Raw genomic sequence first — 22132 nt, 5'->3', positions numbered from 1 at the left:
TCCGCCCGCCCCGGCTCGTTGCTCCTGTCGACGGCGCACACCACCACGCGCTCCGTCAACCCCATGTCCCAGACCAACCCAGGACGGCAGCGATGATCTCGCGGTTTCCGGCGCAGCGTCGCGCCGAGGCCTTCGACGCCGCGCTCGAGCACGGCTCCGCGTCGGCGCAGGACGCCCAGCTGCTCGAGCTCGTCACCGCGCTGCGGGCGACCCCCCAGCCGACGGCTCGCCCGGAGTTCGTGACCTCGCTCCGAGAGCGGCTGATGGCCGAGGCGGCCACCGCGCTCGCCACGGCGCCCGAGTCGGGCAGCTCCGCCGACAATCGCCTCGAGGCACGACTCACCGTCGCCCCGCGGCGCACCGCGCGTGACCGGCGCCTCGCCGTCGCCGCCGCCGGACTGGCCATGGTCGGCGCCACCGGCTCGGTGGCGGTCGCCTCCCAGTCCGCCCTGCCCGGAGACGCCCTCTACCCCGTCAAGCGCGCGATCGAGAACGCGGAGGCCGGGTTCAGCGTCAACGAGCACCAGAAGGGCGCCACCCTGCTGGCCAACGCCCGCGGCCGTCTCGCCGAGGCCGACGCACTCGCCAGCCGCGACGACGCCGACCAGGCCGACGAGATCGCCGCCACGCTCGACACCTTCACGGCTCAGGCCACCGAGGCATCCGATCTGCTGGTCGACGACTACGAGACCAACGCCAACGCCGGCGCGATCGCCGAGCTGCGCGACTTCACCGCCACCAGCATGGATCAGCTCACCGCGCTGGAGGCCAGCGTCCCCGAGACGGCGCGAGGCGCGCTGGTCACCGCGGCCCAGGCGCTCACCCGCATCGACGCCGAGGCGCAGAACCTCTGCTCGGTCTGCGGCGGCCAGGGCATCTCGGTCATCCCGCCCCAGTTCGTCACCGTCAGCGTGGAGAGCCTCCTCTCCGACCTGGCCACCGAGCTCACCACCACCGACGACGAGCCGACCGATCCCGCGGCCGCTTCCGACAAGGGCGGCAAGCCGGGCAAGGCCGGCAAGGGCGATGGGCGGCCCGGGCTCCCCCAGATCGAGCTCGGCGAGGACCAGCCGGGCAGCGTCAGCAACCCCGACACCGGCCAGCCCACCCCGGGTCTGCCCGGCACCGCTCCGCTCGGCGGAGCCGGCGGCACCGGCGACGACGGGTCCGGCACGACCGGGTCCGGCGGCGGCAAGGGCGGCGCTCCCGAGGTCTCGATCCCGGTGGTCAGCCCGGTGCTCGAAGGGGTCGGCGCACTGCTCGAGGAGCTCACCGGCGCCCTGCTCGGCACCGGCGACTCGCCCACCGAGCCCTGAGCCCGGGCAGTCGGTACCCGACCCGGCACCGGCGGTCCGGCACGGGCAGCCGGCCGGTCGCGGTCAGCGGAAGACCGAGCCCCGCTCCATCAGCAGCGAGTACAACGTCTGCTGGATCGTCTCGCGCACCTGGTCGGTCACGTTGAAGACCAGCATCGGGTCGTCGGCGGCCGCCGCGTCGTAGTCGTCGGTGCGGATCGGCTCGCCGAACTCCAGCAGCCACTTCGACGGCAGCGGCAACAGGCCGAGCGGCCCCAGCCACGGGAACAGCGGCGTGATCGGGACGTAGGGCAGGCCCAGCAGGCGGGCGACCGCCGGCAGGTTGCCGACGAGCGGATAGATCTCCTCGGCGCCGACGACCGACAGCGGCACGATCGGCACGCCCGTGCGCAGCGCCGCCGAGACGAAGCCTCCCCGGCCGAACCGCTGCAGCTTGTAGCGCTCCGACCACGGCTTGCCGATGCCCTTGAACCCCTCCGGCCAGACACCGACCAGCTCTCCGCCGCGCAGCATCCGCTCGGCGTCGTCGCCGCAGGCGAGCGTGGCGCCGCCCTTGCGCGCCAACGTGCCGACCAGGGGCAGCCGGAAGACCAGGTCCGCGCCGAGCGGGCGCAGGAACCGGCCGGCGTGGTCGTGCACCGAGACCATGGTCATCAGGCCGTCGACCGGGATCGTGCCGGAGTGGTTCGACACCACCAGCGCACCGCCCTCGGCGGGGATGTTCTCGATGCCGCGGACCTCGATGCGGAACCACTTCTGCGCGATCGGACGCAGCGCCGCCAGGAAGAACCGCTGGGTGACCTCGGGGTCGAAGCCGTACTCGTCGACGGTGTAGTCGCCGGTCACCCGACGCCGGAGGAAGGCCAGCAGTCGAGCGAGCTCGGGCTCCCACTCGTCACCGAAGAGCTCGCGGGCGGCGTACTGGAAGGCGGCCAGCCAGTCACCGACCGGGATGCCCGCCCCGGGGGCGCGCTCCTCGGTGGTGATCGGCGGCCGGGGGGTGGGCGCGGCCGCCGCAGACGCTGCCTCGGAGGCCGAGTCCTGCCCGGTCTGCGGGGCCGGACTCGAGGCCGGCGCGTCAGTGGCGGCACGGTCGGCGCCGTGACGAGGCCCGCCCCTGGCGCTCCTGGCCGAGGCCGACTTGCCGCTCCCGGCGCCCTTGGCCTTCGCGGCACCCTGGCCGGAGGCACCACGCGCCTCCTTGCCGGCGAGCCCCCTCGCGGCGGACGAGGGCGCGGTGCCGGTGCCGCGCCCCGGGCGTCCTCGTGTGCCGATCGGGATGATCTCGGCGTCACCCATGCGGTCCTCCCAGGGTCGTGGAGCCGCCGGCGAGTCGGCCCTCGAGGCCGGCCAGGGCCCGCTCGGTCGGACGGGCGGAGACCCCGAGCGACTCGGCGAAGTCGGCGAAGGCCTCCGCGGTGGAGTAGCGGGGCCGGAAGCCGAGCACCTCGCGCATCCGGGTCGTGTCGACGCCGCGTCCGTAGGTCAGGTAGGAGACGTGCTCGGGCGAGAAGTCGGCGACGCGGGCCGAGCGCAGCGCGCTGCCGAGCTGCCCGACCATGAAGCCCGGGAGGGACACCGATGGCCGGCGAAGCCGGCGCACCGCCTGGGAGAGCATGAGCATGCCCTCACCGGCGATGTTGAAGGTGCCCGGCACCTCGCTGCGCACGGCGTGCCCCAGCACCGCCATCAGGTCCGCCTCGTGCAGGAACTGCAGTCTCGCGTCGTAGCCGGCCACGGTCGGGATCGCGGGGAGGCGGAAGTAGGAGGTGAGCGGATTGGCGACACCGGGCCCGATCACGTTGGCGGTGCGCAGCATCGTGACCCGCACGTCGGCTCGACGGCGGGCGAAGCCGCGCACGTAGCTCTCGATCTCGGCGACGTCCTTGGCATAGCCCCAGCGGGGTGCGCGGCGCGGCTCCATGTCTTCGGTGAACATCGCGGGATCGCGGTTGCTCGAGCCGTAGACGGACGTGGTCGACTTGACCACCAGGTGCTCGACACCGGGAGCGCGCTGACAGGCGGCCAGCAGCTGCATGGTCCCGATGACGTTCAGCTCCTTCATGGAGCTGCGGCCACCCGCGATGCCGGGGGTGGAGACCACGCTGAGATGGACGACCGTGTCGATGTCCTCCTTGGCGATGACCTTGGCGATCACCGGCGTGCGGATGTCGGCACGGACGAACGAGACGTCGCCGATGTCGCCGCGGGGCGGCACGACGTCGACGCCGATGACCCGCCCCACCTCGGGCTCGGAGGCCAGCGCGCGCGCGAACCGGCGACCGAGGTCTCGCGAGACCCCGGTGACCAGAACGGTCTTGCCGGCCGAGCCCATGCGTGGTGCGGCGGGGCCGGGTGCTACTTGCCGAGCTTGCGACGCTGCACGCGCGTCTTCTTCAGCAGCTTGCGGTGCTTCTTCTTCGCCATACGCTTGCGCCGCTTCTTGATGACAGAACCCACGAGTTACCTTCCGATGATGACCAACGGCCGGCACCTGCCGGCGGATGCGTCCTCCGGACAGGGCGGAGAACCAGGACAGCCTATCGGCCGGACCAGTACCCGCAGAATCCGACGACGCCTGGTGGGCGCCCGCAGGTCCGCGCACCAGGCGACACGACGCCCGCCAGGGGAGCCCGCGCGAGACTACCCGGCGTTGTAGAAGCTCTTGCGGAGGTACTCGTTGGCGTCCTCCTCGCGAACCCGGAAGGAGCGCCCGACCCGCACCGCGGGCAGTTCGCCGTTGTGGACGAGCCGGTAGACGGTCATCTTCGAGACGCGGATCATCGCCGCCACCTCGGCGACGGTCAGGAACTTCGCTTCGGAGATCTCACCGGACGAGTTGGCAGCCATCGTGCACCGATCCTTCTGAGCGGACGCTCCGGCTTCCCCACCGGTGAACAAAACGCCGCGACGTGGTGAGAATAGGGCCTGTGTGACTGCTGGGGAAGAGGAACACTGAAGCAACTGCTGTGAATTCGGCGTGTCGCCTTGCAATCGCCCACTGGACCAGTCCGGTGCGCCGCTGCGGTCAGGGCATCGGGTCGAGACCGTGCAGGGGGAACGCCTCGGTGCGGGTCGCGTGGATCGCCCGGTCCAGCCAGGTCTCGGGGTCGTACCCCTCGCTCCAGTCGCGGTAGCGGGGGTGCCGGCCGTCGGTCATCCGGAACGGCGCGGTGAGGTCCAGGCTGGCCCGGACGTGCTCGCGCCAGCCGCCCGGCGTCTCGGTGTCCGGCTCGAGTGGGCGACCGCCGACGATCGCCAGCAGGTGGGTCCAGGCCCGGGGCACCACACCGACGAGGGCGTAGCCGCCGCCGCCGGTCGCCACCCAGCGGCCCCCCGCCACCTCGTGCGCCAGCTCGTGGAGCGCGAGGTACGCCGCGCGCTGGCCGTCGACGGTGAGCATCAGGTGGGCGAGCGGGTCGTCGGCGTGCGAGTCGCACCCGTGCTGGGTGACCAGCACGTCCGGGCGGAACTCGCGCAGGAGCGGCGGCACCACGGCGTGGAAGGCCCGCAGCCAGCCGGCGTCGGAGGTGCCGGGCGGCAGAGCCACGTTGACCGCGGAGCCGCGGGCATCGGGGCCGCCCAGGTCGACGGGGAACCCGGTGCCGGGGAACAGCATCTGGCCGGTCTCGTGCAACGAGATCGTCAGCACCCGCGGATCGTCCCAGAAGATCCGCTCGACCCCGTCGCCGTGGTGGACGTCGACGTCGACGTAGGCGACCCGCTCGGCGCCCTGGGCGAGCAGGTGCTTGATGCCGACCGCGACGTCGTTGTAGATGCAGAATCCCGAAGCCCGGTCGGGCATCGCGTGGTGCAGCCCGCCGGTGATGTTCGCCGCGTGCAGCACCTCGCCGCTCCAGACCCTGCGGAACGCCTCGAGGCTGGCCCCGACCACGTGGGCCGACGCCTCGTGCATGCGCGCGAACACCGGGTTGTCCTCGGTGCCGAGACCGAAGGACGCCTTGGCCTCGCTGGGCGTGCGGCCGGCCTGCTGGACCGCCTCGATCAGCCGCGGGTCGTGGACCGTGGCGATGGTGTCCTCGTCGGCGGCCACCGCCGGCACCGTCATCAGTCCGCCCGGTCCGGTGACGCCGAGCTCTCCGGCCAGCCGCATGGTCAGGTCGACACGCAGCGGCGACATGGGGTGCGCCGGCCCGAAGTCGTAGTCGGTGAGAGAGGAGTCGAAGACGACGCACGCCGGTCCGGGACAGGAGGCCATGTGGCGGACGCTACTCGCCGTCGGCGGTGGTCGCCGACACAACGCCACAGGACGGGCAGCAGGACGGCCAGCAGGACGGGCCCCGGGGAGGTCGGCCCGTCCGGACGGCGGGGTGTGGCATCCTGGCCCGGTGCTGATCGAGAACCGCACTGTCGTGCGCACCGCGTGGTGGCCCGCCTGAGGGCGGCCACCCCACCAGCACATCCCACACCACGGCCGCCCACGGGCGGCCGTGCTCGACTCCGGACCTCCGGTCGACGCGCCCCTCCCGCGGGCGACGACACCAGGAGGAGCCATGACCACCACCGCCCCGGACACCCGGCCGGAGACCCGTCCGACCCTGCCCCCGGCCGCCGAGGACGGCGCGACGGCCCGCCAACTCTCGCTGCTGAAGCCGACCGGTCGACTCACGCTGGGCAACCTGCTCGGGGCGCTCGCACCGATGGCGGCGGCCCAGGACCGGGCCGACTGCTTCTTCGGCGTCGCGGACCTGCACGCGCTCACCGTGCCCCAGGACCCCGCCGACGTCCGCGAGCGCACCCGCGAGATGGCCACCCTCCTGCTCGCCACGGGACTCGACCGGGCCACGCTGTTCGTGCAGAGCCGGGTGCCCACGCACAACCAGCTCGGCTACCTCCTCGAGTGCGTCGCCAGCACCGGCGAGCTGAACCGGATGATCCAGTTCAAGGAGAAGGGGCGCGGCCGCGACTCCACCCGCGCCGCGCTCTACACCTACCCGACGCTGATGGCCTCCGACATCCTCCTCTACCGCCCGCAGCGAGTGCCCGTCGGCGAGGACCAGCGCCAGCACGTGGAGCTGACCCGCGACCTGGCGGTGCGCTTCAACACGACGTACGGGCCGGTCTTCACGGTCCCGGAGATCACGACTCCGGCCAGCGGCGCCCGGGTGATGGACCTGGCGCAGCCGACCGTCAAGATGGGCAAGTCGCACGCGTCGACCGCGGGCACGATCCACCTGCTCGACCCGCCGGACGTGGTGCGCCGCAAGGTGGCGCGGGCGGTGACCGACTCCGACACCGGACCCGACGCCGTGCGCCGCGACCGCGAGAGCAAGCCGGGCGTGACCAACCTGCTCGACGTGCTCGAGGCCTGCGGCGGCTCGACCGACGGCGTCGCGACGTACGGCGCGCTGAAGCGGGCGGTCACCGACGCGGTCGTCGCCCGGCTCGAGCCGATCCAGCGCCGCTACGCCGAGCTGGCCGACGACCCGGCCGCGGTCGAGCGGGTGTACGCCGAGGGCGCGGCGCGGTGCCTGGAGGTCACCGCTCCGGTCCTCACCGCCGCCCAGGCCGCCATGGGACTGCGCTGAGGCTCAGCTGCCGGCGGCGAGCTCGCGAGAGCGGTCGCGGGCGGCCTCCATCGCGGCCAGGAACGCGGCCCGCACCCGGTGGATCTCCAGCTCGCGCAGCGCCGCGGCCGTGGTGCCGGCCGGCGACGTCACCTGCTCCCGCAGCACCGCGGGGTGGGTGCCGGTCTCGCGCAGCATCTTGGCCGACCCGAGCAGCGTCTGGATCGCCAGCTCGCTGGCGGTGGTGCGCGGCAGCCCGAGGTGGACGCCGGCCTCGATCATCGACTCGACCACGAAGAAGATGTAGGCCGGGCCAGAGCCGGAGATCGCGGTCACCGCGTCCTGCTGGCGCTCGGGGATGCGCAGCACCCGCCCCACCGAGCCCATCAGCGCCTCGGCCTCGGCGAGGTGGGCCTCGTCGCAGTGGGAGCCGGGGGAGATCGCGGCCATGCCCTCGTCGACGAGGGCGGGAGTGTTCGGCATCACCCGGACCACCGCGACGCCCTCGGGCACCCGGGCCTCGATGAACGCCGTGGTGATGCCGGCCGCCAGCGACACGATCAACTGGCCCGAGCGCAGGTCGGGGGCGATCTCGTCGAGCAGGTCGCCCATGTCCTGGGGCTTCACGACCAGAGCCAGCGTGTCGGCGGCCGCGGCGGCCTCCCGGTTGCTGACCACCGAGACGCCGTAGCGCTCCTCCAGCTCGCGGGCTCGCTCGGGGCGCTTCTCACCGACCAGCAGCGCGTCGACCCGGCGGCCGGCGCGGACCAGGCCGGACAGCAGGGTCTCGCCCATCACCCCCGCCCCGAGGATCGCGGTCTGCCCGGTGGAGTGCGACTGTTCGGCCATGGTGGGGGGCACCGTCCTACTCGTGGTGGCTGCGGTCGGGCAAGCTGTGGGCCGCCGGGCTACTTCTTGGAGATCAGCGACGTGGCGAAGAGTGCCAGGTTCGACGGTCGCTCGGCGAGCCGGCGCATCAGGTAGCCGTACCACTCGGTGCCGTAGGGGACGTAGACGCGCACCTCCTCGCCGACCGACGCCAGCCGGCGCTGCTCGGCGGGGCGGATGCCATAGAGCATCTGGAACTCGTACGAGCCCTGGGTGCGGTCGTAGCGGCTGGCCAGGGAGCAGGCGATCTCGACCATCCGCGGGTCGTGGGTGGCGATCATGGGATAGCCCTGCCCGGCGAGCAGCACCTTGAGGCAGCGCACGAAGGAGCGGTCGATCTCGTGCCGGTCGGTGAACGCCACCTCGTCGGGCTCGAGGTAGGCGCCCTTGCACAGCCGCACCCGCGACCCCTCGTGGGCCAGCGCGCGGCAGTCGTCCTCGGTGCGCCGCAGCGCCGCCTGGAGGACCGCGCCCGTCTCGGGGAAGTCCTTGCGCAGGTCGCGCAGGATGGCCAGGGTGCGGTCGGTGGTGGTGTGGTCCTCCATGTCGATGGTCACCGAGGTGCCGGCGTTGCGGGCGGCCCGGCAGATCGTGCGGGCGTTCTCGAGCGCGATCTTGTAGCCGTGGTCGGGCAGCGCCAGCCCGATGGCGGTGAGCTTGACCGACACCTCCGCGTGCCGGGTCAGCGAGCGTGCGGCCAGCTGGTGCAGGACCTCGGCATAGGCGGCGACCGTGCGCTCGGCCTGGTCGGCGTCGCGGGTGTCCTCGCCGAGGTAGTCCAGCGTCACCCGCAGGCCGTCGTCGACCAGGTCGGCCGTGGCCCGGACGGCGTCCTGCGGACCCTCGCCCGGGACGTAGCCGTCGACGAGGGAGGAGGTGACCGGCATGGTGGTCACGAGCCGCTTGACCTTGGCGCTGCGGGCGAGGAGCAGCAAGGGCTGGCGGAGCAGAGACATGGTCCTCCTCGTCCTGGACTGGCAGCGCCGTGCCGACCGGCGCGGGCCCCAGGCTACGCCGTACGCCGTCGCAGGGTGGCGGCGCCGAGGGCCAGCACCGCCACCGCGAACGCCGCCACGACCGCGAGGTCCGACCACACCTCGCCGGTCGAGCTCGACACGGTCAGCTGGGTCATGGCGTCGACGGCGTAGGAGAGCGGCAAGGCGTCGCTGATCACCTCGAGGACGTCCGGGAGGCGGTCGCGGGGGATGAACAGTCCGCAGAGCAGGATCTGCGGGATCACCAGCGCGGGCATGAACTGCACCGCCTGGAACTCGGTCTGCGCGAAGGCGGACACGAACAGGCCCAGCGCCGAGCCCAGGACGGCGTCGGCGACCGACACCACGGTCAGCAGCCACAGCGGGCCGGTGATCTCGAGCCCGAGCAGACCCACGCTCACCCCCACGGCGAGAGCCGACTGCACGGCGGCGACCAGGCCGAACGCCAGGGCGTAGCCGCCGAGGAAGTCCAGCTTGCCGGTGGGCATCGCCAGCAGCCGCTCCAGGGTGCCGCTAGAGCGTTCGCGCAGGGTGGTGACGCTGGTGACCAGGAACATCACGATGAACGGGAACATCGCCAGCAGGGCGGGCCCGACCCGGTCGAACATGCTCTCGCCGGGCACGTCCTCGTACATCCACCACAGCAGCGACATCAGCAGGCACGGCAGCAGCATCAGCATCGCCAGCGTCCGGTGGTCGCGGCGCAGCTGGAGGAGCACCCGCACGGTCACCCCGAGCAGGATCCGGGCGTTCATGCCGCGGCCTCCGCGTCGACCAGGGCGAGGAAGGCGGCCTCGATGTCGGCGCCTCCGGTGCGCTGCCTGAGCCCGTCGGGGGTGTCGTCGGCGAGGATCCGCCCCTCGCGCATCAGCAACAGCCGGTCGCACCGTTCGGCCTCGTCCATCACGTGGCTGGAGACCAGCACCGCCGCGCCCGCGTCGGCGAGGCGATGGAACAGCCGCCACAGGTCGCGGCGCAGCACCGGGTCCAGGCCGACCGTGGGTTCGTCGAGCACGAGCAGGTCGGGGTGCCGCAGCAGCGCGACCGCGAGACTCGCCCGCGAGCGTTGACCGCCGCTGAGGCGTCCGACGACGACGTCGCGATGGTCGGCGAGGTCGACGGCGTCGACCGCCGCGTCGACCTCGCCCGGGTCGGCCCCGAGCACGCGCGCGAAGAAGCGCAGGTTCTCGGCGACGGTGAGGTCGTCGTAGACGCTGGCCGCCTGGGTCACGTAGCCGATCCGGTCGCGCAGCCCCTTGCTGCCGGCAGGTGCGCCGAGCACGCGGACCTCACCGCCCGCGGTGCGCTGCACGCCCACGATCGCCCGCATGAGCGTGGTCTTGCCGCAGCCGGACGGACCGAGCAGCCCGGTCACCCCGCCGCCGATCGTGAGGTCGAGCGAGTCCAACACCCCGCGCCCCCCTCGGACCACCGTGAGCCCCCGCACCTCCACGACGTTTTTCATCATGTGATGAATTGTGCTCCTCGGGGCGGGGATGTGCAAGCGGTTTCGACGTGGCGGCCCGCCGCGGCGACGATCACCGGGCAGGGCGCGGACTGCTGTCGCTTCACCACGGTATGCAGACGAAACCCCCGTGCCGGGGCGGTGTCGGTTCGGCTGCATCCCCTGGGGAAACCACGCTTCCCGCGTCGTACCCGCCTAGGGAAGTGCCGGTTCGGCTGCATCCCCTGGGGAAACCGCACCACCACCCCGAGAGGGCGGACGGGAGCGCGCGGCGACGAAGGTCAGGGCAGCGGGGCGGTGAGGTAGCCCTGCAGCACGGGGGCGTACGTCGCCACCAGTTCGGAGGCCGGCGCGGAGGCCAGCGGCTCCAGCGCGAGCACGTAGCGGACCACGATCAACCCGAACAGCTGGGAGGCCACCAGCGCCATCCGCCGGTCCGGCTGGTCGAGGTCGAACGCGTCGCCGATCGGCCGGAGCACCAGCCGGAAGAAGCCGTCCTGCACCAGCCGGGCGCCGCCCGGCTCGACCGCCCCCCGCACCAGCGCCAGGAGCGGGAGCCGGGTCTCCTCGTCGTCCCAGACCGAGACGAACAGCTCCATGATCCGACGCCCGGCGTGCTCGGGTCCGCCCTCGAGCACCGGCAGCCGCGCCACCCTCGGGTCGACCCGCAGCTCCAGCGCGGCGAGGAACAGGTCGTCCTTGGTGCCGAAGTAGTGGTGCACCAACGCCGGGTCGACCCCCGCGGCGGCGGCGACCGAGCGGATCGAGGTGCCGGCGAAGCCGGTGGCGGCGAACGAGGTGCGGGCGGCCGCCAGGATCGCCGCCCGAGTGTCGGGGGCGCCGGGACGCCGGCCGCGCCGCTGCGGCGCGCGCCCCACCGTCGCCGACGGAGCCGCGTCCTCGCTCACGGCGTGGTCACCGCGAAGTGCTGCCGGGCGAACTCCAGTGACTCCCGAAGATCGATCTCGCGCTCCTCGCGCGTCTCGCAGCGCCGGGTGTTGATCTCCACGACGATGTCGCCCCCGAACCCGCTGCGCGCCAGGTGCCGCAGGAACGAGGCCGCGCCGATGCCGCCACGACCGGGCACCAGGTGCTCGTCCTTGGCCGAGCCGGTGCCGTCGGTGAGGTGGATGTGCCGCAGCCGGGACCCCAGCCGCCTGGCCATCTCGATGGGGTCGTCGCCGGCGATCGCCGCGTGGGAGAGGTCGATGGTGGTGTTGGCATACGGCTCGGCGGAGGGGTCCCACCCGGGGAGGTACATCTCGACGCCGCGCTTGGAGGTCGCCCGCCACGGATACATGTTCTCGACCGCGAACGCGACCCCGCTGGACTCCTCCAGCGCCGCGATGCCGTCGACGAAGTCGCGGGCGTACTCCTTCTGCCACCGGAACGGCGGGTGGACGACGACGACCTCGGCCCCCACCGCGTTCGCCATCTCGGCGGACCGCTCGAGCTTGCCCCACGGCTCGGTGCCCCACACGCGCTGGGTGAACAGCAGCGTGGGCGCGTGCACCGAGCAGACCGGCACGCCGTGGTGCTCGGAGAGCTGGAGCACCGCCGAGGTCTGCTGGCTGAGCGCGTCGATGCCCACCATCACCTCGACGGCGTCGTAGCCCAGCTCGGCGGCGTACTCGAAGGCACGGGCCGAGCTCTCGGGATAGACCGAGGCGCTCGACAGCCCCACGCGAGTGTTGGAGGTGGTCATCTCCTGCTGCCCACCCTCAGCCCAGCACGCTCAGCCGGTCGAGGCGCTCGAGGATGACGCCCTCGCGCAGCGCCCAGGGACAGACCTCCAGCTCGGTCAGCCCGAAGATGTCCATGCAGGCCTCCGCCACCAACGCCCCCGGGAGCACCTGGTGCGCCCGGCTGGCCGAGACCCCCGGCAGCGCCGCCACGTCCTCGAGCCGCATGCCGGCCAGCTTCGGCACCCACTCGCACAGCTCCGCGAACGGAAGGGTGCGCGGCACCAGCGGCCCCTCGCCCGACGGCGCGGCGCCGCAGATGCGAGCCAGCGACCGGAACGTCTTCGACGTCGCCGCTGCCCGGTCCGGCGGGCCGCCGCGGAGCAGCTGCCCGGCGTCGCGGGCGATCTCGGTGCGGATGCGGCGGCGCAGCTCGCGCACCGCCTCCTCGACCTCGCCCGCACCCGCGGCCTCTGCGCCCCCCGCCCACGGGAAGGCCCTCGCCAGCCGGGCGGCACCCAGCGGCAGCGACCAGGCCACGTGCGGGGCCTCGTCGGCCCCGGCCGCGATCTCGAGCGAGCCGCCACCGATGTCGAACACGGCCAGGCGGCCCGCCGACCAGCCGAACCAGCGGCGCACCGCCAGGAACGTGAGCCGGGCCTCGTCCTCGCCCGAGAGCACCGTGATCTCGACGCCCGTGCGCTGGTGGACGTGCTCCAGCACGGCCTCGCTGTTGCCTGCGTCGCGGACCGCCGAGGTGGCGAACGCCAGCATCTCCTCGCAGCCCTTGTCCTCGGCGACGACCAGCGCCTCGGCCGTGAACCCGGCCAGCGCGTCGACGCCGGCCTGGGTGACCGCCCCCGTTGCGTCGAGGTGCTCGGCCAGGCGCAACGGCTGCTTGTGGGAGAAGGCCGGCAGCGGTGCCGCGCCGCCATGGGCGTCGACCACGAGCAGGTGCCCCGTGTTGGAGCCGATGTCGAGGACGCCCAGCCGCATGGCTCCAACCTACCCGCCGCGTAGTCTGGCCCGGTGCCCGAAGTCGACCTGGCCTTCCCGCGCGCCTACGTCGAGTTCGTCAACCCCGACGACGACGCCGAGGTGCTGCGCTGCGACCTCACCTGGCTGACCTCGGCCTACACCTGCATCTTCGGCCAGGGCTGCCGCGGCATCTACGCCGACGCCCCCGACTCCGGCTGCTGCACCCTCGGGGCGCACTTCTCCGACGCCGACGACGAGCGCCGAGTGGCTGCGTACGTCGCCCAGCTCGGCCCCGAGCAGTGGCAGCTCCACCCGGGGCGCGAGGTGACTGCGGCCGACTGGGTCGAGGCCGACGACGACGGCGAGCGCAAGACCCGCACCGCCGAGGTCGACGGGCAGCAGGCCTGCGTGTTCCACAACCGCCCCGGGTTCGCCGCGGGCACCGGCTGCGCCCTGCACCAGCTCGCCTTCCGCCTCGACCGGCACCCACTGGAGACCAAGCCCGACGTGTGCTGGCAGCTGCCGATCCGGCGCACCTTCCGCGACGTCGAGCGGCAGGACGGCACCAGCTACACCGAGGTCACGATCGGCGAGTACGACCGCCGCGGCTGGGGGCCCGGGGGCCACGACCTCGACTGGTACTGCTCGGGCAACACCGAGGCCCACGTCGCCGCCGAGCCGGTCTACCTCACCCACGAGGCCGAGCTGGTCGCGCTGATGGGCCAGGCGGCGTACGCCGAGCTGGTCCGGCACTGCGAGTCGCACGTGCGCTCCCGCTCGACCCTCGGCCGGCACCCCGCCGACCCCGCCTGATCGCGCGGCGCCGGCACACCCGGCCTGACCTGCGGCAGCGCGGATCTCAACCGTCTCGACGTCAAGAGACAGCGACCCCGATGTGGGCGGCCCGCGGCACTGTGTCCACAATCTGGCATGCGCCTGGACCACCTTTCGTACGCAGCAGGACCGGATGGGCTCGCCGGAACCGCCCAGCGCATCGGGAAGCTGCTCGGGCAGGAGTTCGTCGACGGAGGCATCCACCCCCGCTTCGGCACCCGCAACATGACCCTGCCGCTCGCCGACAAGACCTACCTCGAGATCGTGGAGGTCCTCGACCACCCCGCCTCCGACAAGGCCCCGTTCGGCCAGGCGGTCCGCGCCCGGTCCGCACTCGGCGGCGGTTGGCTCGGCTGGGTGGTCGCCGTCAAGGACATCGCCGTGGTCGAACAGCGACTCGGCCGCGAAGCCGTCAAGGGCAACCGCCACCGCCCCGACGGCACCGAGCTGCTGTGGCGGCAGATCGGCGTCAACGGGCTGATCTCCGACCCGCAGCTGCCGTTCTTCGTGCAGTGGCAGAGCCCCGACGAGCTGCACCCGAGCAGCGGGGCCACCGGCGAGCTGTCCCTGCACGCTCTCGAGATCGCGGGCGACCCGCTGCGGGTCAGCGAGTGGCTCGGCGAGCCCGTCGAGTCGCCGCTGGAGGACGTCAAGGTCGAGTGGGTGGCCCCCCACGGCACCCCGGGCGTGATCGCCGCCCAGTTCCAGACCCCGAGCGGCCTGGTCCGGATCTGACCGCGCAGCTCACCGCGCAGCAGACCGCGACGCAGGAGCGGGCTGCGGTGCGCGGGGAGATCGAGCAAGCCCCGCGACCGAGCCACGAGGCCGCGACGGGCGGGTCGAGATCCACCCGGCATCCAGCCACGCCCGCCACCACTCTCGGGGACGGGCCGTGACCAACCGCTCGCTCCCCCGCGGCGCGGTGCCCAGTCCGAACATCTGGCACCACCCCGCGACCTACGAGCTCGAGAACCGCGCGGTCGACCCCGACGGCGCCCTGGAGCAGGCGATGCGGTCCGCGCTGGCCGCGGCGGGGCGCACCGCGGGATGGGCGGGCGCCGACGTCCTCGACATCGGCTGCGGCACCGGCTTCCACCTGCCCTGGTTCGCCGAGGAGGCCAGGGCCGTCGTCGGTGTGGAGCCGCACCCCGACCTGGCGGCGCTCGCCAGACGGCGTACCCGCCGGCTGCCGCACGTGACGGTGCAGCAGGGCACCGCGCAGGCGCTGCCGCTGCCGCCCGCGTCGGTGGACGTCGTCCACGCCCGTTGGGCCTACTTCTTCGGACCAGGCTGCGAACCCGGGCTCGCCGAGCTCGACCGGGTCGTGCGCCGCGGTGGCGTCGCGCTGGTCATCGACAACGACGCCACCCGGTCCACGTTCGGCGGCTGGTTCCGGCGCGGCTTCCCCGACGTCGACCCGGCCGCGGTGGAGCGGTTCTGGTCCGACCGTGGATGGGGCCGCCTCCCGGTCGACCTGCGGTGGTCGTTCGACTCGCGCGCCGACCTCGAGGCGGTGGTCGGCATCGAACTGCCCACGGCGGTGGCGGCCGAGGTGCTCGCCGAGCACGAGGGCACCGAGGTCGACTACGCGGTCAACCTGTGGTGGCGGCGGTTCTGAGGCCCGCGGCACACGGGTCGTGTGCCTGAGGTCGCGCCATGGCGCGTCGTGGGGCGCACGACCCCGCGAGACGGTGGAAATGCTCAAGGAAGGGCCCACCTCACCGATGCCACGAGAGGGCGGCCCGCCTGTCTGTCCCGCCGTGAGCGCGGCCGCCCCCGGACGCGTTCGAGCACCGACCCGAGGACGCGACCATGCCCACGTGGTTCACCAGGCCGGCCAGGCCGGCCAGGCCCGCACGGCCAGCCGGCAGCCCGCACCCAGGGTCGCGCACCGGCGGCACGGCGTACTCACTGTGCCTGGCCGTGGGTCTGAGCCTGTTGCTCGCGGCACCCACGGCAGCCGCGTCCCCCGCCACGGCACCGGCCTTCACGCCGGAGCTCGGCGTCACCGCCGGCGACGGCGCCGAGGACTGCGAGCGGCCCCTGCTGGCGCGCCCGGCACCCGCCACGGCCGCGCTGCCCAGGCTCGCGGCGCGGTCCGGTGACGACCTGTCACTGGCCGCCGAGCGCAACGACGTCGGACGACAGGAGCTGCGCCGAGCCGCGGACGACGGGTCACTGTGGCTCGACCGCTGCGGACGTGCCTTCTACCTCGACCCGGCGACCGCACCCGAGGAGCAGTCCCCGGCCCCGGACCTCGCCGCAGCGGCCGGCCTCGCCCCGCTCCCCCAGACCTTCGCCCTGGAGTCCCGCCCCGGCGCCCCGGTCACGATCTACCTCGACTTCACCGGCGAGACCGTGAGCGGCACGGCCTGGAACCGCACCTACGGCGACCCGACCGTGGCCGCGCCCTTCTCCCTCTCCGCCCCGACCGACACCGCCTTCACCGACGCCGAGCTCACCTCGATCCAACGGGCCTGGCAGGTGGTGGCCGAGGACTACGCGCCGTTCGACGTCAACGTGACCACCCGCGACCCGGGGCCCGACGCGATCGACCGGTCCAGCCCCACCGACCCGCGCTTCGGCATCCGCGTGGTGGTGACGGACAGCGGGCCGATCGGGACCAGCTGCGGCTGCGCCGGCGTCGCCTACGTCGGAATCCTCGGCAGGGACACCTCCTACGGCTACTACTCCCCGGCCTGGGTGTTCACCGCCGGCACCGGCCCCGACGGGCACTCGATCGGGGAGGCCGCCTCCCACGAGGCCGGGCACAGCTTCGGCCTCAGGCACGACGGCGACAGCACCAGGCAGTACAGCCTCGGGTGGGCACCTTGGGCTCCGATCATGGGTGCCGGCTACTACCATCCGATCACCCAGTGGTCGCGCGGGGACTACCCAGGCGCGAGCAACCGCGAGGACGACGTCGCGATCATCGCCGCGGTCGCCGGGCCGCGCGCCGACGACCACGGTGACGTCGCGGCGAGCGCCTCCCCCCTCGTCCCCGGCGTTGCGACCCCCGGTGTGATCGCGCAGCGCAGCGATGTCGACACGTTCACGTTCACCACCGGCGCCGGCCCGGTCACGTGTCCGCCGCACCCACCTCCGGCGCCCCGAACCTGGACCTCTCGCTCACCGTGCTCGATCTCGCCGGGAACACCGTCGGCTTCGCGGACCCGCCGGCTGTCGAGCTCAGTCGCCGGACGGCGGCGGGCCTGGACGCCACCTGGTCCGGGACGCTGCCGGCCGGCCGCTACCTGGTCCGGCTCGACGGCGTCGGCCACGGCTCACCAAGCACCCCCGGCGGCTACGACGACTACGGCTCGCTCGGCGGCTACACCGTTGAGGTCGGCGTCACCGACACGGCACTCACCCTTGGCCCGGCACTGCTTCCCGAGCTGGTGTCCGGTCGCCCCGTCGACGCTCCGGCCGGTGAGGCGGCGGGAGGCACGCCGGACTACACCTGGTCAGCCACCGGTCTGCCCAGCGGCCTGTCCCTGGACCCGGCGACCGGCCGGCTCCACGGACGCGCCACCGTGGCGGGGACCTTCGCGGCCACGGTCACCGTGCGTGACGGCCGCGACGCGTCGGCGTCCATCCCCCTCACGCTGACCGTCCTTCCCGAGCTGACAGCGGGCCCTCACGATCTCGTCGGGCAGGCCGGCGAGCCGTTCGCCGCCCGGCTCGTCGCAGCCGGGGGCACCGGCTCCCATGCCTGGTCGGCCCCCGCCCCGCACCCCTGGCTGCGCGTGGCCGCGGACGGCGTCCTCACCGGGACGCCGCCCGGTCCGGGCTCGTCCACCTGGTCCGTGACGGTCGAGTCGGGCACCCAGCGACTCACGGTCCAGGTGACCGTCGACGTCACCGAGGCACCGGCCGCCGTCGTCGTCGAGGACCACCGGCTCGCCGCGGTCGCCGGCCACCCGTTCGTGGCCACACTCTCGGCGCGAGGCGGCGACGGGAGCTTCACCTGGTCGGCCCAGGCCCTGCCCCCGGGCTTCGCGCTCGGCGACCGAGGCACGCTGAGCGGCCTGGCGCACGAGGCCGGCACCTTCCGGTTCGTCGTCCGGGCCCACTCCGCCGGGCTCGTCGGGGAGGCGACGGTGACCGTAGAGGTGACCCCGGCCCCCCTGACGGTCACGGACCAGACGGTGCGCCTCGGCTACGGCACCGCCGACGGTCTGCGACTGGCCGCCGCCGGCGGCACCGGGGAGTACGCGTGGCAGGCCCACGACCTGCCGCCCGGCGTACTGCTATCCGGCGACGGTGTCGTGACCGCTGCCCGGGCCTCCGTGGGCGAGCACCGGTTCCCGGTCCAGGTGGTGTCGGGTACGCAGCGGGCCGGCGCCCAGGTCACCGTGCTGGTGTCACCGGGGCCGGTCTCGGTCGTGGACCGGTCGGTGGCCGTCCGCGCGGGCCGGCAGGTTCGGCTCCGGCTCGCCGCAAGCGGTGGCGACGGCGCCTTCGTCTGGCGAGCCCGGACACTGCCACGAGGCCTCCGGGTCTCGAAGGCCGGCCGGCTGACCGGCGTACTTCCTCGCCCGGGGCGCTACCTGTGCCGGGTGCAGGTCACCAGCGGAGGATCCACCGCCCACGGCGTCGTTCGGGTGCGGGTCACCCGGTAGCCGGTCACTCCGGCCCGCTCGACCCGCGGACCACGAGTGACGGCTTCAGCAGCACTCCTGCCGAGGCCGTCGGCGGGTGCGCGAGCAGCCCCTCGAGCGCCTTCACGGTCTCGATCGCGACGTCCTCCAGGGGCTGCCGCACCGACGTCAGGCCGGGTGGGACCACCTGGGCGACCTGGGAGTCGTCGAAACCGACCACGGCGATGTCGCGACCGGGCAGCAGGCCCCGCTCGCTCAGGGCGTGCAACACCCCCATGGCCAAGGTGTCGGAGGCGCACACGAAGCCGCTCGGGCGGGCCTCGTCGAGCAGCACGGTGGCCGCCTCCCGCCCACTGGCGACCGTGTCCTCGACCCGTGAGGCGAGACCGGTGGTCGAGAGGCCCCGGGTGCGCATGGCCCGCGCCCAGCCGGCGCGGCGGTCCTCTCCGATGAAGGAGTCCTTGCGCCAGCCGATCCAGGCGATGCGCTCGTGGCCACGGTCGAGCAGGTGGTTGGTGGCCAGCTCACACCCGGCGGCACCGTCGACGTCGACCCACGGGTGGCGGGCGACCGGGTTGTCCCACGGCCGGCCGAACGCCACGAACGGTGCCCGCTTGGTCTCCAGCCAGGCCGCCTGCGGGTTGCCGAGGAAGGTGTCGGAGATGACGAACGCGTCGACGGCCGTCGAGCGAAGCAGGTCGTCGTAGCCCGCCAGCGGGTCGTCGAGCTCGCCGGAGAACAACAGGACGTGGTAGCCGGCTTCGCGGGAGGTGTCGACCAGCGAGTGCACGAAGCGGTCCATCGTGGCGTTGGCCGTGCCCTCCTGGGCGGGCTTGATCCGCATGCCGATGAGGTGGGAGGCGCGGGTACGCAGGTTGCGAGCCGCCCGGTTCGGCAGGTAGCCGAGCTCGTCGATCGCCTGCTGCACCCGCTCGAGGGTGTCGGCACGCAGCAGGTCGGGGTTGTTCACCGCGTTCGAGACGGTCTGACGTGAGACACCCGCGAGCTCCGCGACATCGGCGAGCGTGGGTGGTGTGCCCGCGCGACCAGGACTGGACGACACCGGCTCCCCCTCTCGAGCATCCGCGACCGAACGGTCGTGGATCGATCCAAGTCGAGTCTAGGCCCGGAAGCGGCCGAACGTGGCACGCTCGGCGAGGCCCGTGGAGGCTGTGACGCGGACCATGGTCGCCGGGGTGGCGTCGCGGCGGCTGTCGGCGGTCTCCCCTAGCGTTCCGGGCATGGCATCGCGGACGAGCAGCAGACCTCCCCGACCGGCGTACCGCTGCTCCGAGTGCGGGTGGGAGACCGGCAAGTGGGTGGGCCGCTGCGGGGAGTGCCAGGCCTGGGGCTCGGTGGCCGAGGCGGCCGCTCCCGTCCATCGGGCGGCGGCCGGGCCGGTGAGCCGGCCCGCGGTGCCGATCGGCCAGGTCGACGTCGCCGAGGCCAGCTTCCGAGGCAGTGGCGTCGACGAGCTCGATCGGGTGCTCGGGGGTGGCTTGGTGCCCGGGGCGGCGATCCTCCTCGCCGGCGAACCCGGGGTCGGCAAGAGCACGCTGCTGCTCGAGGTCGCGGCGCGCACCGCAGGTTCGGGTCGGCGCACCCTCTACGTCACCGGCGAGGAGTCCGCCTCGCAGGTGCGGCTCCGCGCCGACCGCACCGACGGCGTCCACGACGAGCTCTACCTCGCCGCCGAGACCGATCTCGGCGCCGTGCTCACCCACATCCAGCAGGTGCGCCCCGACCTGCTCGTCGTCGACTCCGTGCAGACCATCGCCGCGGCCGGCGTCGAGGGCGTCCCCGGCGGGGTGACCCAGGTCAAGGAGGTCGCCGCCGCGCTGATCCGGGTCGCCAAGACGCAGGGCATCACGACCGTGCTGGTGGGTCACGTCACCAAGGACGGCTCCATCGCCGGGCCTCGAGTGCTCGAGCACCTCGTCGACGTGGTGCTCCACTTCGAGGGCGAGCGGGCCTCCCGCTTCCGCATGGTCCGGGCGGTGAAGAACCGCTTCGGACCGGTCGACGAAGTGGGCTGCTTCGACCTCGGCTCCGACGGCATCCACGCGGTGACCGACCCCACCGGGCTGTTCGTCGAGAGTCTGCACGGCCGGGTGCCGGGCAGCTGTGTCGCGGTCACCCTCGAGGGCCGGCGCCCCCTGTTGGCCGAGGTGCAGGCCCTGGTCACCCACTCGGCGTTGGAGCGACCGCGGCGCACCACCACCGGCATCGACTCCTCCCGGGTGGCGCTGGTGCTCGCGGTGCTGCAGCAGCACTGCCGGGTGCGGCTGCACCAGATGGACGTCTTCGCCTCCTCGGTCGGTGGCGCACGGCTCACCGACCCCGCGACCGACCTGGCGCTGGCGGTGGCGCTCACCTCGGCGTGGCTGGGCAAGCCACCGCCGCGCGGGGCCGTGGTGCTCGGCGAGATCGGCCTGGCCGGTGAGCTGCGGCGGGTCCGCGACCTGCCGCAACGGCTGGCCGAGGCGGCCCGGCTGGGGTTCTCGTTGGCCGTGGTCCCCTCCGAGGTGGCCGACCCGCGGGCGCCCCGCGCCTCGGCCCGCGTCGTCGACGGCATGCGCGTGGTCGACGTCCCCGACCTCGCCAGCGCGCTGCGGGTGCTGCAGCTTCAGGCACCCGCGGGCCAGACGCCGCTCCACATGGCGGTCGACGGATAGACTCCTGCCCGCGGCCTGACCAGCGCCGCAGCCGAAACGGAGGGCGTGTGGCCACGGACCGCTCGGACGAGACCCTGCGCCTGAGAGCGACGCTGGAGGCGATCGCCCCCGGCACCGCCTTGCGTGACGGTCTCGAACGCATCCTGCGGGGGCGCACCGGCGCCCTGATCGTGCTCGGCTCCGACAAGACCGTCGAGTCGATCGCGACGGGCGGGTTCGTCCTCGACGTGCCCTTCACCGCCACAGGGCTGCGGGAGCTGGCGAAGATGGACGGCGCGATCATCATCGACCGCGAGGTCACCCGCATCCTCCGGGCCGCCGTCCACCTGATGCCCGACCACACGATCCCGTCCGAAGAGACCGGCACCCGGCACCGCACGGCCGACCGGGTGGCCAAGCAGACCGGGTTCCCGGTCATCTCGGTCTCCCAGTCGATGCAGATCATCGCGGCCTACGTCGGGGCCACCCGCCACGTCCTCGAGGACTCCGGACAGATCCTCTCGCGCGCCAACCAGGCGCTGGCCACCCTCGAGCGCTACAAGCTGCGCCTCGACGAGGTCGCCAGCACCCTGTCGGCGCTGGAGATCGAGGACCTCGTCACCGTGCGCGACGTCGCCGTCGTCGCCCAGCGGCTCGAGATGGTCACCCGCATCGCCCGCGAGATCGAGGACTACGTCCTCGAGCTCGGCACCGACGGCCGCCTCCTCTCCCTGCAACTGGAGGAGCTGATCACCGGCGTCGACGCCGAGCGTGAGCTGGTCATCCGCGACTACCTGCCCGGCGGCAAGCGCAGCAAGAGCGCCGAGGAGCTGCTGACCCGGCTCGAGGCGCTCTCCCCCACCGAGCTGGTCGACCCCGCCTCGGCGGCACGCGTGCTCGGCCTCGGCAACGGCGAGCACCTCGACGGCGCCGTCGCCCCCCGCGGCTACCGGCTCCTGGCCAAGGTGCCGCGCCTCCCACCGACCGTCGTCGACCGCCTGGTCGACCACTTCGGCACCCTCCAGAAGCTGCTCTCGGCCGGCATCGACGACCTCCAGGCCGTCGAAGGCGTCGGCGAGCTGCGGGCGCGCAGCGTGCGCGAGGGCCTCTCCCGCCTCGCCGAGTCCACCATCCTCGAGCGCTACGTCTGAGAAGCCGCTGCGCAGCGGAACCCCCGCCAGCCCTGAGCGA

General features: G+C 73.4%; 21 protein-coding genes and 1 pseudogene. 9 read left to right on the top strand and 13 right to left on the bottom strand.

Annotation, left to right across the window (positions count from 1 at the left end; genetic code table 11):
• Window positions 1–92 precede the first annotated feature (92 nt).
• Entirely contained in the window at window positions 93–1316 is a 1224-nt protein-coding gene (locus D6B71_RS06385; protein WP_121253220.1) for a DUF5667 domain-containing protein, read from the top strand.
• 63 nt (window positions 1317–1379) lie between these two features.
• On the opposite strand, the gene D6B71_RS06380 is transcribed toward D6B71_RS06385, so the two are convergent.
• The 5 genes from D6B71_RS06380 to D6B71_RS06360 all read right to left on the bottom strand — a co-directional run bounded on the left by D6B71_RS06380 (window position 1380) and on the right by D6B71_RS06360 (window position 5535).
• Window positions 1380–2615, bottom strand: a complete 1236-nt coding sequence (locus tag D6B71_RS06380; RefSeq protein WP_121253218.1) for a lysophospholipid acyltransferase family protein — start codon at window positions 2613–2615, stop codon at window positions 1380–1382.
• Window positions 2608–3651, bottom strand: a complete 1044-nt coding sequence (locus D6B71_RS06375; RefSeq protein WP_121253216.1) for an NAD-dependent epimerase/dehydratase family protein — start codon at window positions 3649–3651, stop codon at window positions 2608–2610. The genes D6B71_RS06380 and D6B71_RS06375 overlap by 8 nt, the downstream gene beginning before the upstream one ends.
• Before the next feature lie 23 nt (window positions 3652–3674).
• Window positions 3675–3776 carry a 30S ribosomal protein bS22 gene (locus D6B71_RS06370; RefSeq protein ID WP_008356322.1) on the bottom strand — a complete coding sequence of 34 codons (102 nt, stop codon included), beginning with the start codon at window positions 3774–3776 and terminating at the stop codon, window positions 3675–3677.
• A gap of 183 nt (window positions 3777–3959) precedes the next feature.
• Window positions 3960–4166, bottom strand: a complete 207-nt coding sequence (locus tag D6B71_RS06365) for a helix-turn-helix domain-containing protein (protein WP_121253214.1) — start codon at window positions 4164–4166, stop codon at window positions 3960–3962.
• A gap of 178 nt (window positions 4167–4344) precedes the next feature.
• Complete coding sequence (locus D6B71_RS06360) at window positions 4345–5535, bottom strand: acetoin utilization protein AcuC (protein ID WP_121253212.1); 1191 nt, start codon at window positions 5533–5535, stop codon at window positions 4345–4347.
• 295 nt (window positions 5536–5830) lie between these two features.
• On the opposite strand from D6B71_RS06360, the gene trpS reads away from it, so the two are divergent.
• Window positions 5831–6865 carry a tryptophan--tRNA ligase gene (trpS, locus tag D6B71_RS06355; RefSeq protein WP_121253210.1) on the top strand — a complete coding sequence of 345 codons (1035 nt, stop codon included), beginning with the start codon at window positions 5831–5833 and terminating at the stop codon, window positions 6863–6865.
• Window positions 6866–6868: 3 nt separating this feature from the next.
• Here the strand turns inward: trpS and proC are convergent, their stop codons facing one another.
• The 7 genes from proC to D6B71_RS06320 all read right to left on the bottom strand — a co-directional run bounded on the left by proC (window position 6869) and on the right by D6B71_RS06320 (window position 12870).
• Window positions 6869–7693, bottom strand: coding sequence for a pyrroline-5-carboxylate reductase (proC, locus tag D6B71_RS06350; protein ID WP_121253208.1), 825 nt, complete (start codon window positions 7691–7693; stop codon window positions 6869–6871).
• A gap of 59 nt (window positions 7694–7752) precedes the next feature.
• A complete protein-coding gene (locus D6B71_RS06345; RefSeq protein WP_240641179.1) occupies window positions 7753–8688 on the bottom strand; it encodes a proline dehydrogenase family protein in 936 nt (311 codons plus the stop codon).
• 53 nt (window positions 8689–8741) lie between these two features.
• Window positions 8742–9482 carry an ABC transporter permease gene (locus D6B71_RS06340; RefSeq protein ID WP_121253206.1) on the bottom strand — a complete coding sequence of 247 codons (741 nt, stop codon included), beginning with the start codon at window positions 9480–9482 and terminating at the stop codon, window positions 8742–8744.
• Window positions 9479–10195, bottom strand: coding sequence for an ABC transporter ATP-binding protein (locus D6B71_RS06335; protein WP_121253204.1), 717 nt, complete (start codon window positions 10193–10195; stop codon window positions 9479–9481). Before D6B71_RS06335 ends, D6B71_RS06340 begins: the two co-directional genes overlap by 4 nt.
• 278 nt (window positions 10196–10473) lie before the next feature.
• Window positions 10474–11100, bottom strand: a complete 627-nt coding sequence (locus D6B71_RS06330) for a TetR/AcrR family transcriptional regulator (RefSeq protein WP_240641178.1) — start codon at window positions 11098–11100, stop codon at window positions 10474–10476.
• Window positions 11097–11897 (bottom strand): sugar phosphate isomerase/epimerase family protein, encoded by an 801-nt coding sequence (locus D6B71_RS06325; RefSeq protein ID WP_121253202.1) that lies wholly within the window; start codon window positions 11895–11897, stop codon window positions 11097–11099. Before D6B71_RS06325 ends, D6B71_RS06330 begins: the two co-directional genes overlap by 4 nt.
• A gap of 16 nt (window positions 11898–11913) precedes the next feature.
• The gene (locus D6B71_RS06320) at window positions 11914–12870 is read right to left on the bottom strand and encodes a Ppx/GppA family phosphatase (RefSeq protein WP_121253200.1); all 957 of its coding nucleotides are present in this window, start codon (window positions 12868–12870) and stop codon (window positions 11914–11916) included.
• 33 nt (window positions 12871–12903) lie between these two features.
• Between D6B71_RS06320 and D6B71_RS06315 the strand changes: the two genes are divergently transcribed.
• The 5 genes and pseudogenes from D6B71_RS06315 to D6B71_RS23385 all read left to right on the top strand — a co-directional run bounded on the left by D6B71_RS06315 (window position 12904) and on the right by D6B71_RS23385 (window position 18308).
• A complete protein-coding gene (locus D6B71_RS06315; protein WP_121253198.1) occupies window positions 12904–13665 on the top strand; it encodes a DUF3109 family protein in 762 nt (253 codons plus the stop codon).
• Between the two features lie 117 nt (window positions 13666–13782).
• Window positions 13783–14421: a VOC family protein gene (locus D6B71_RS06310; protein ID WP_121253196.1), complete on the top strand. Its 639-nt coding sequence runs from the start codon at window positions 13783–13785 to the stop codon at window positions 14419–14421.
• Window positions 14422–14578: 157 nt separating this feature from the next.
• The gene (locus tag D6B71_RS06305) at window positions 14579–15304 is read left to right on the top strand and encodes a class I SAM-dependent methyltransferase (protein WP_121253194.1); all 726 of its coding nucleotides are present in this window, start codon (window positions 14579–14581) and stop codon (window positions 15302–15304) included.
• 194 nt (window positions 15305–15498) lie between these two features.
• Window positions 15499–16467, top strand: a pseudogene (locus D6B71_RS23895) (hypothetical protein); the annotation flags it as partial.
• A 302-nt stretch (window positions 16468–16769) separates the two neighbouring features.
• Entirely contained in the window at window positions 16770–18308 is a 1539-nt protein-coding gene (locus D6B71_RS23385) for an Ig domain-containing protein (RefSeq protein ID WP_121253191.1), read from the top strand.
• 4 nt (window positions 18309–18312) lie between these two features.
• Here D6B71_RS23385 and D6B71_RS06290 read toward each other — a convergent pair whose 3' ends face one another.
• Entirely contained in the window at window positions 18313–19350 is a 1038-nt protein-coding gene (locus D6B71_RS06290) for a LacI family DNA-binding transcriptional regulator (RefSeq protein WP_121253189.1), read from the bottom strand.
• A gap of 178 nt (window positions 19351–19528) precedes the next feature.
• Here D6B71_RS06290 and radA point away from each other — a divergent pair, with 178 nt between their 5' ends.
• Together radA and disA are read left to right on the top strand one after the other, a co-directional pair.
• Window positions 19529–20962: a DNA repair protein RadA gene (radA, locus tag D6B71_RS06285; RefSeq protein WP_121253187.1), complete on the top strand. Its 1434-nt coding sequence runs from the start codon at window positions 19529–19531 to the stop codon at window positions 20960–20962.
• A 47-nt stretch (window positions 20963–21009) separates the two neighbouring features.
• Window positions 21010–22092, top strand: a complete 1083-nt coding sequence (gene disA / locus D6B71_RS06280) for a DNA integrity scanning diadenylate cyclase DisA (protein ID WP_121253185.1) — start codon at window positions 21010–21012, stop codon at window positions 22090–22092.
• The last annotated feature ends 40 nt before the right edge of the window (window positions 22093–22132 follow it).

The sequence above is a fragment of the Nocardioides ferulae genome, from assembly GCF_003660455.1.
GTDB lineage: Bacteria > Actinomycetota > Actinomycetes > Propionibacteriales > Nocardioidaceae > Nocardioides > Nocardioides ferulae.
Note: the sequence above shows the minus strand (reverse complement) of the source record. Positions and strands in the feature narration are given on the sequence as shown.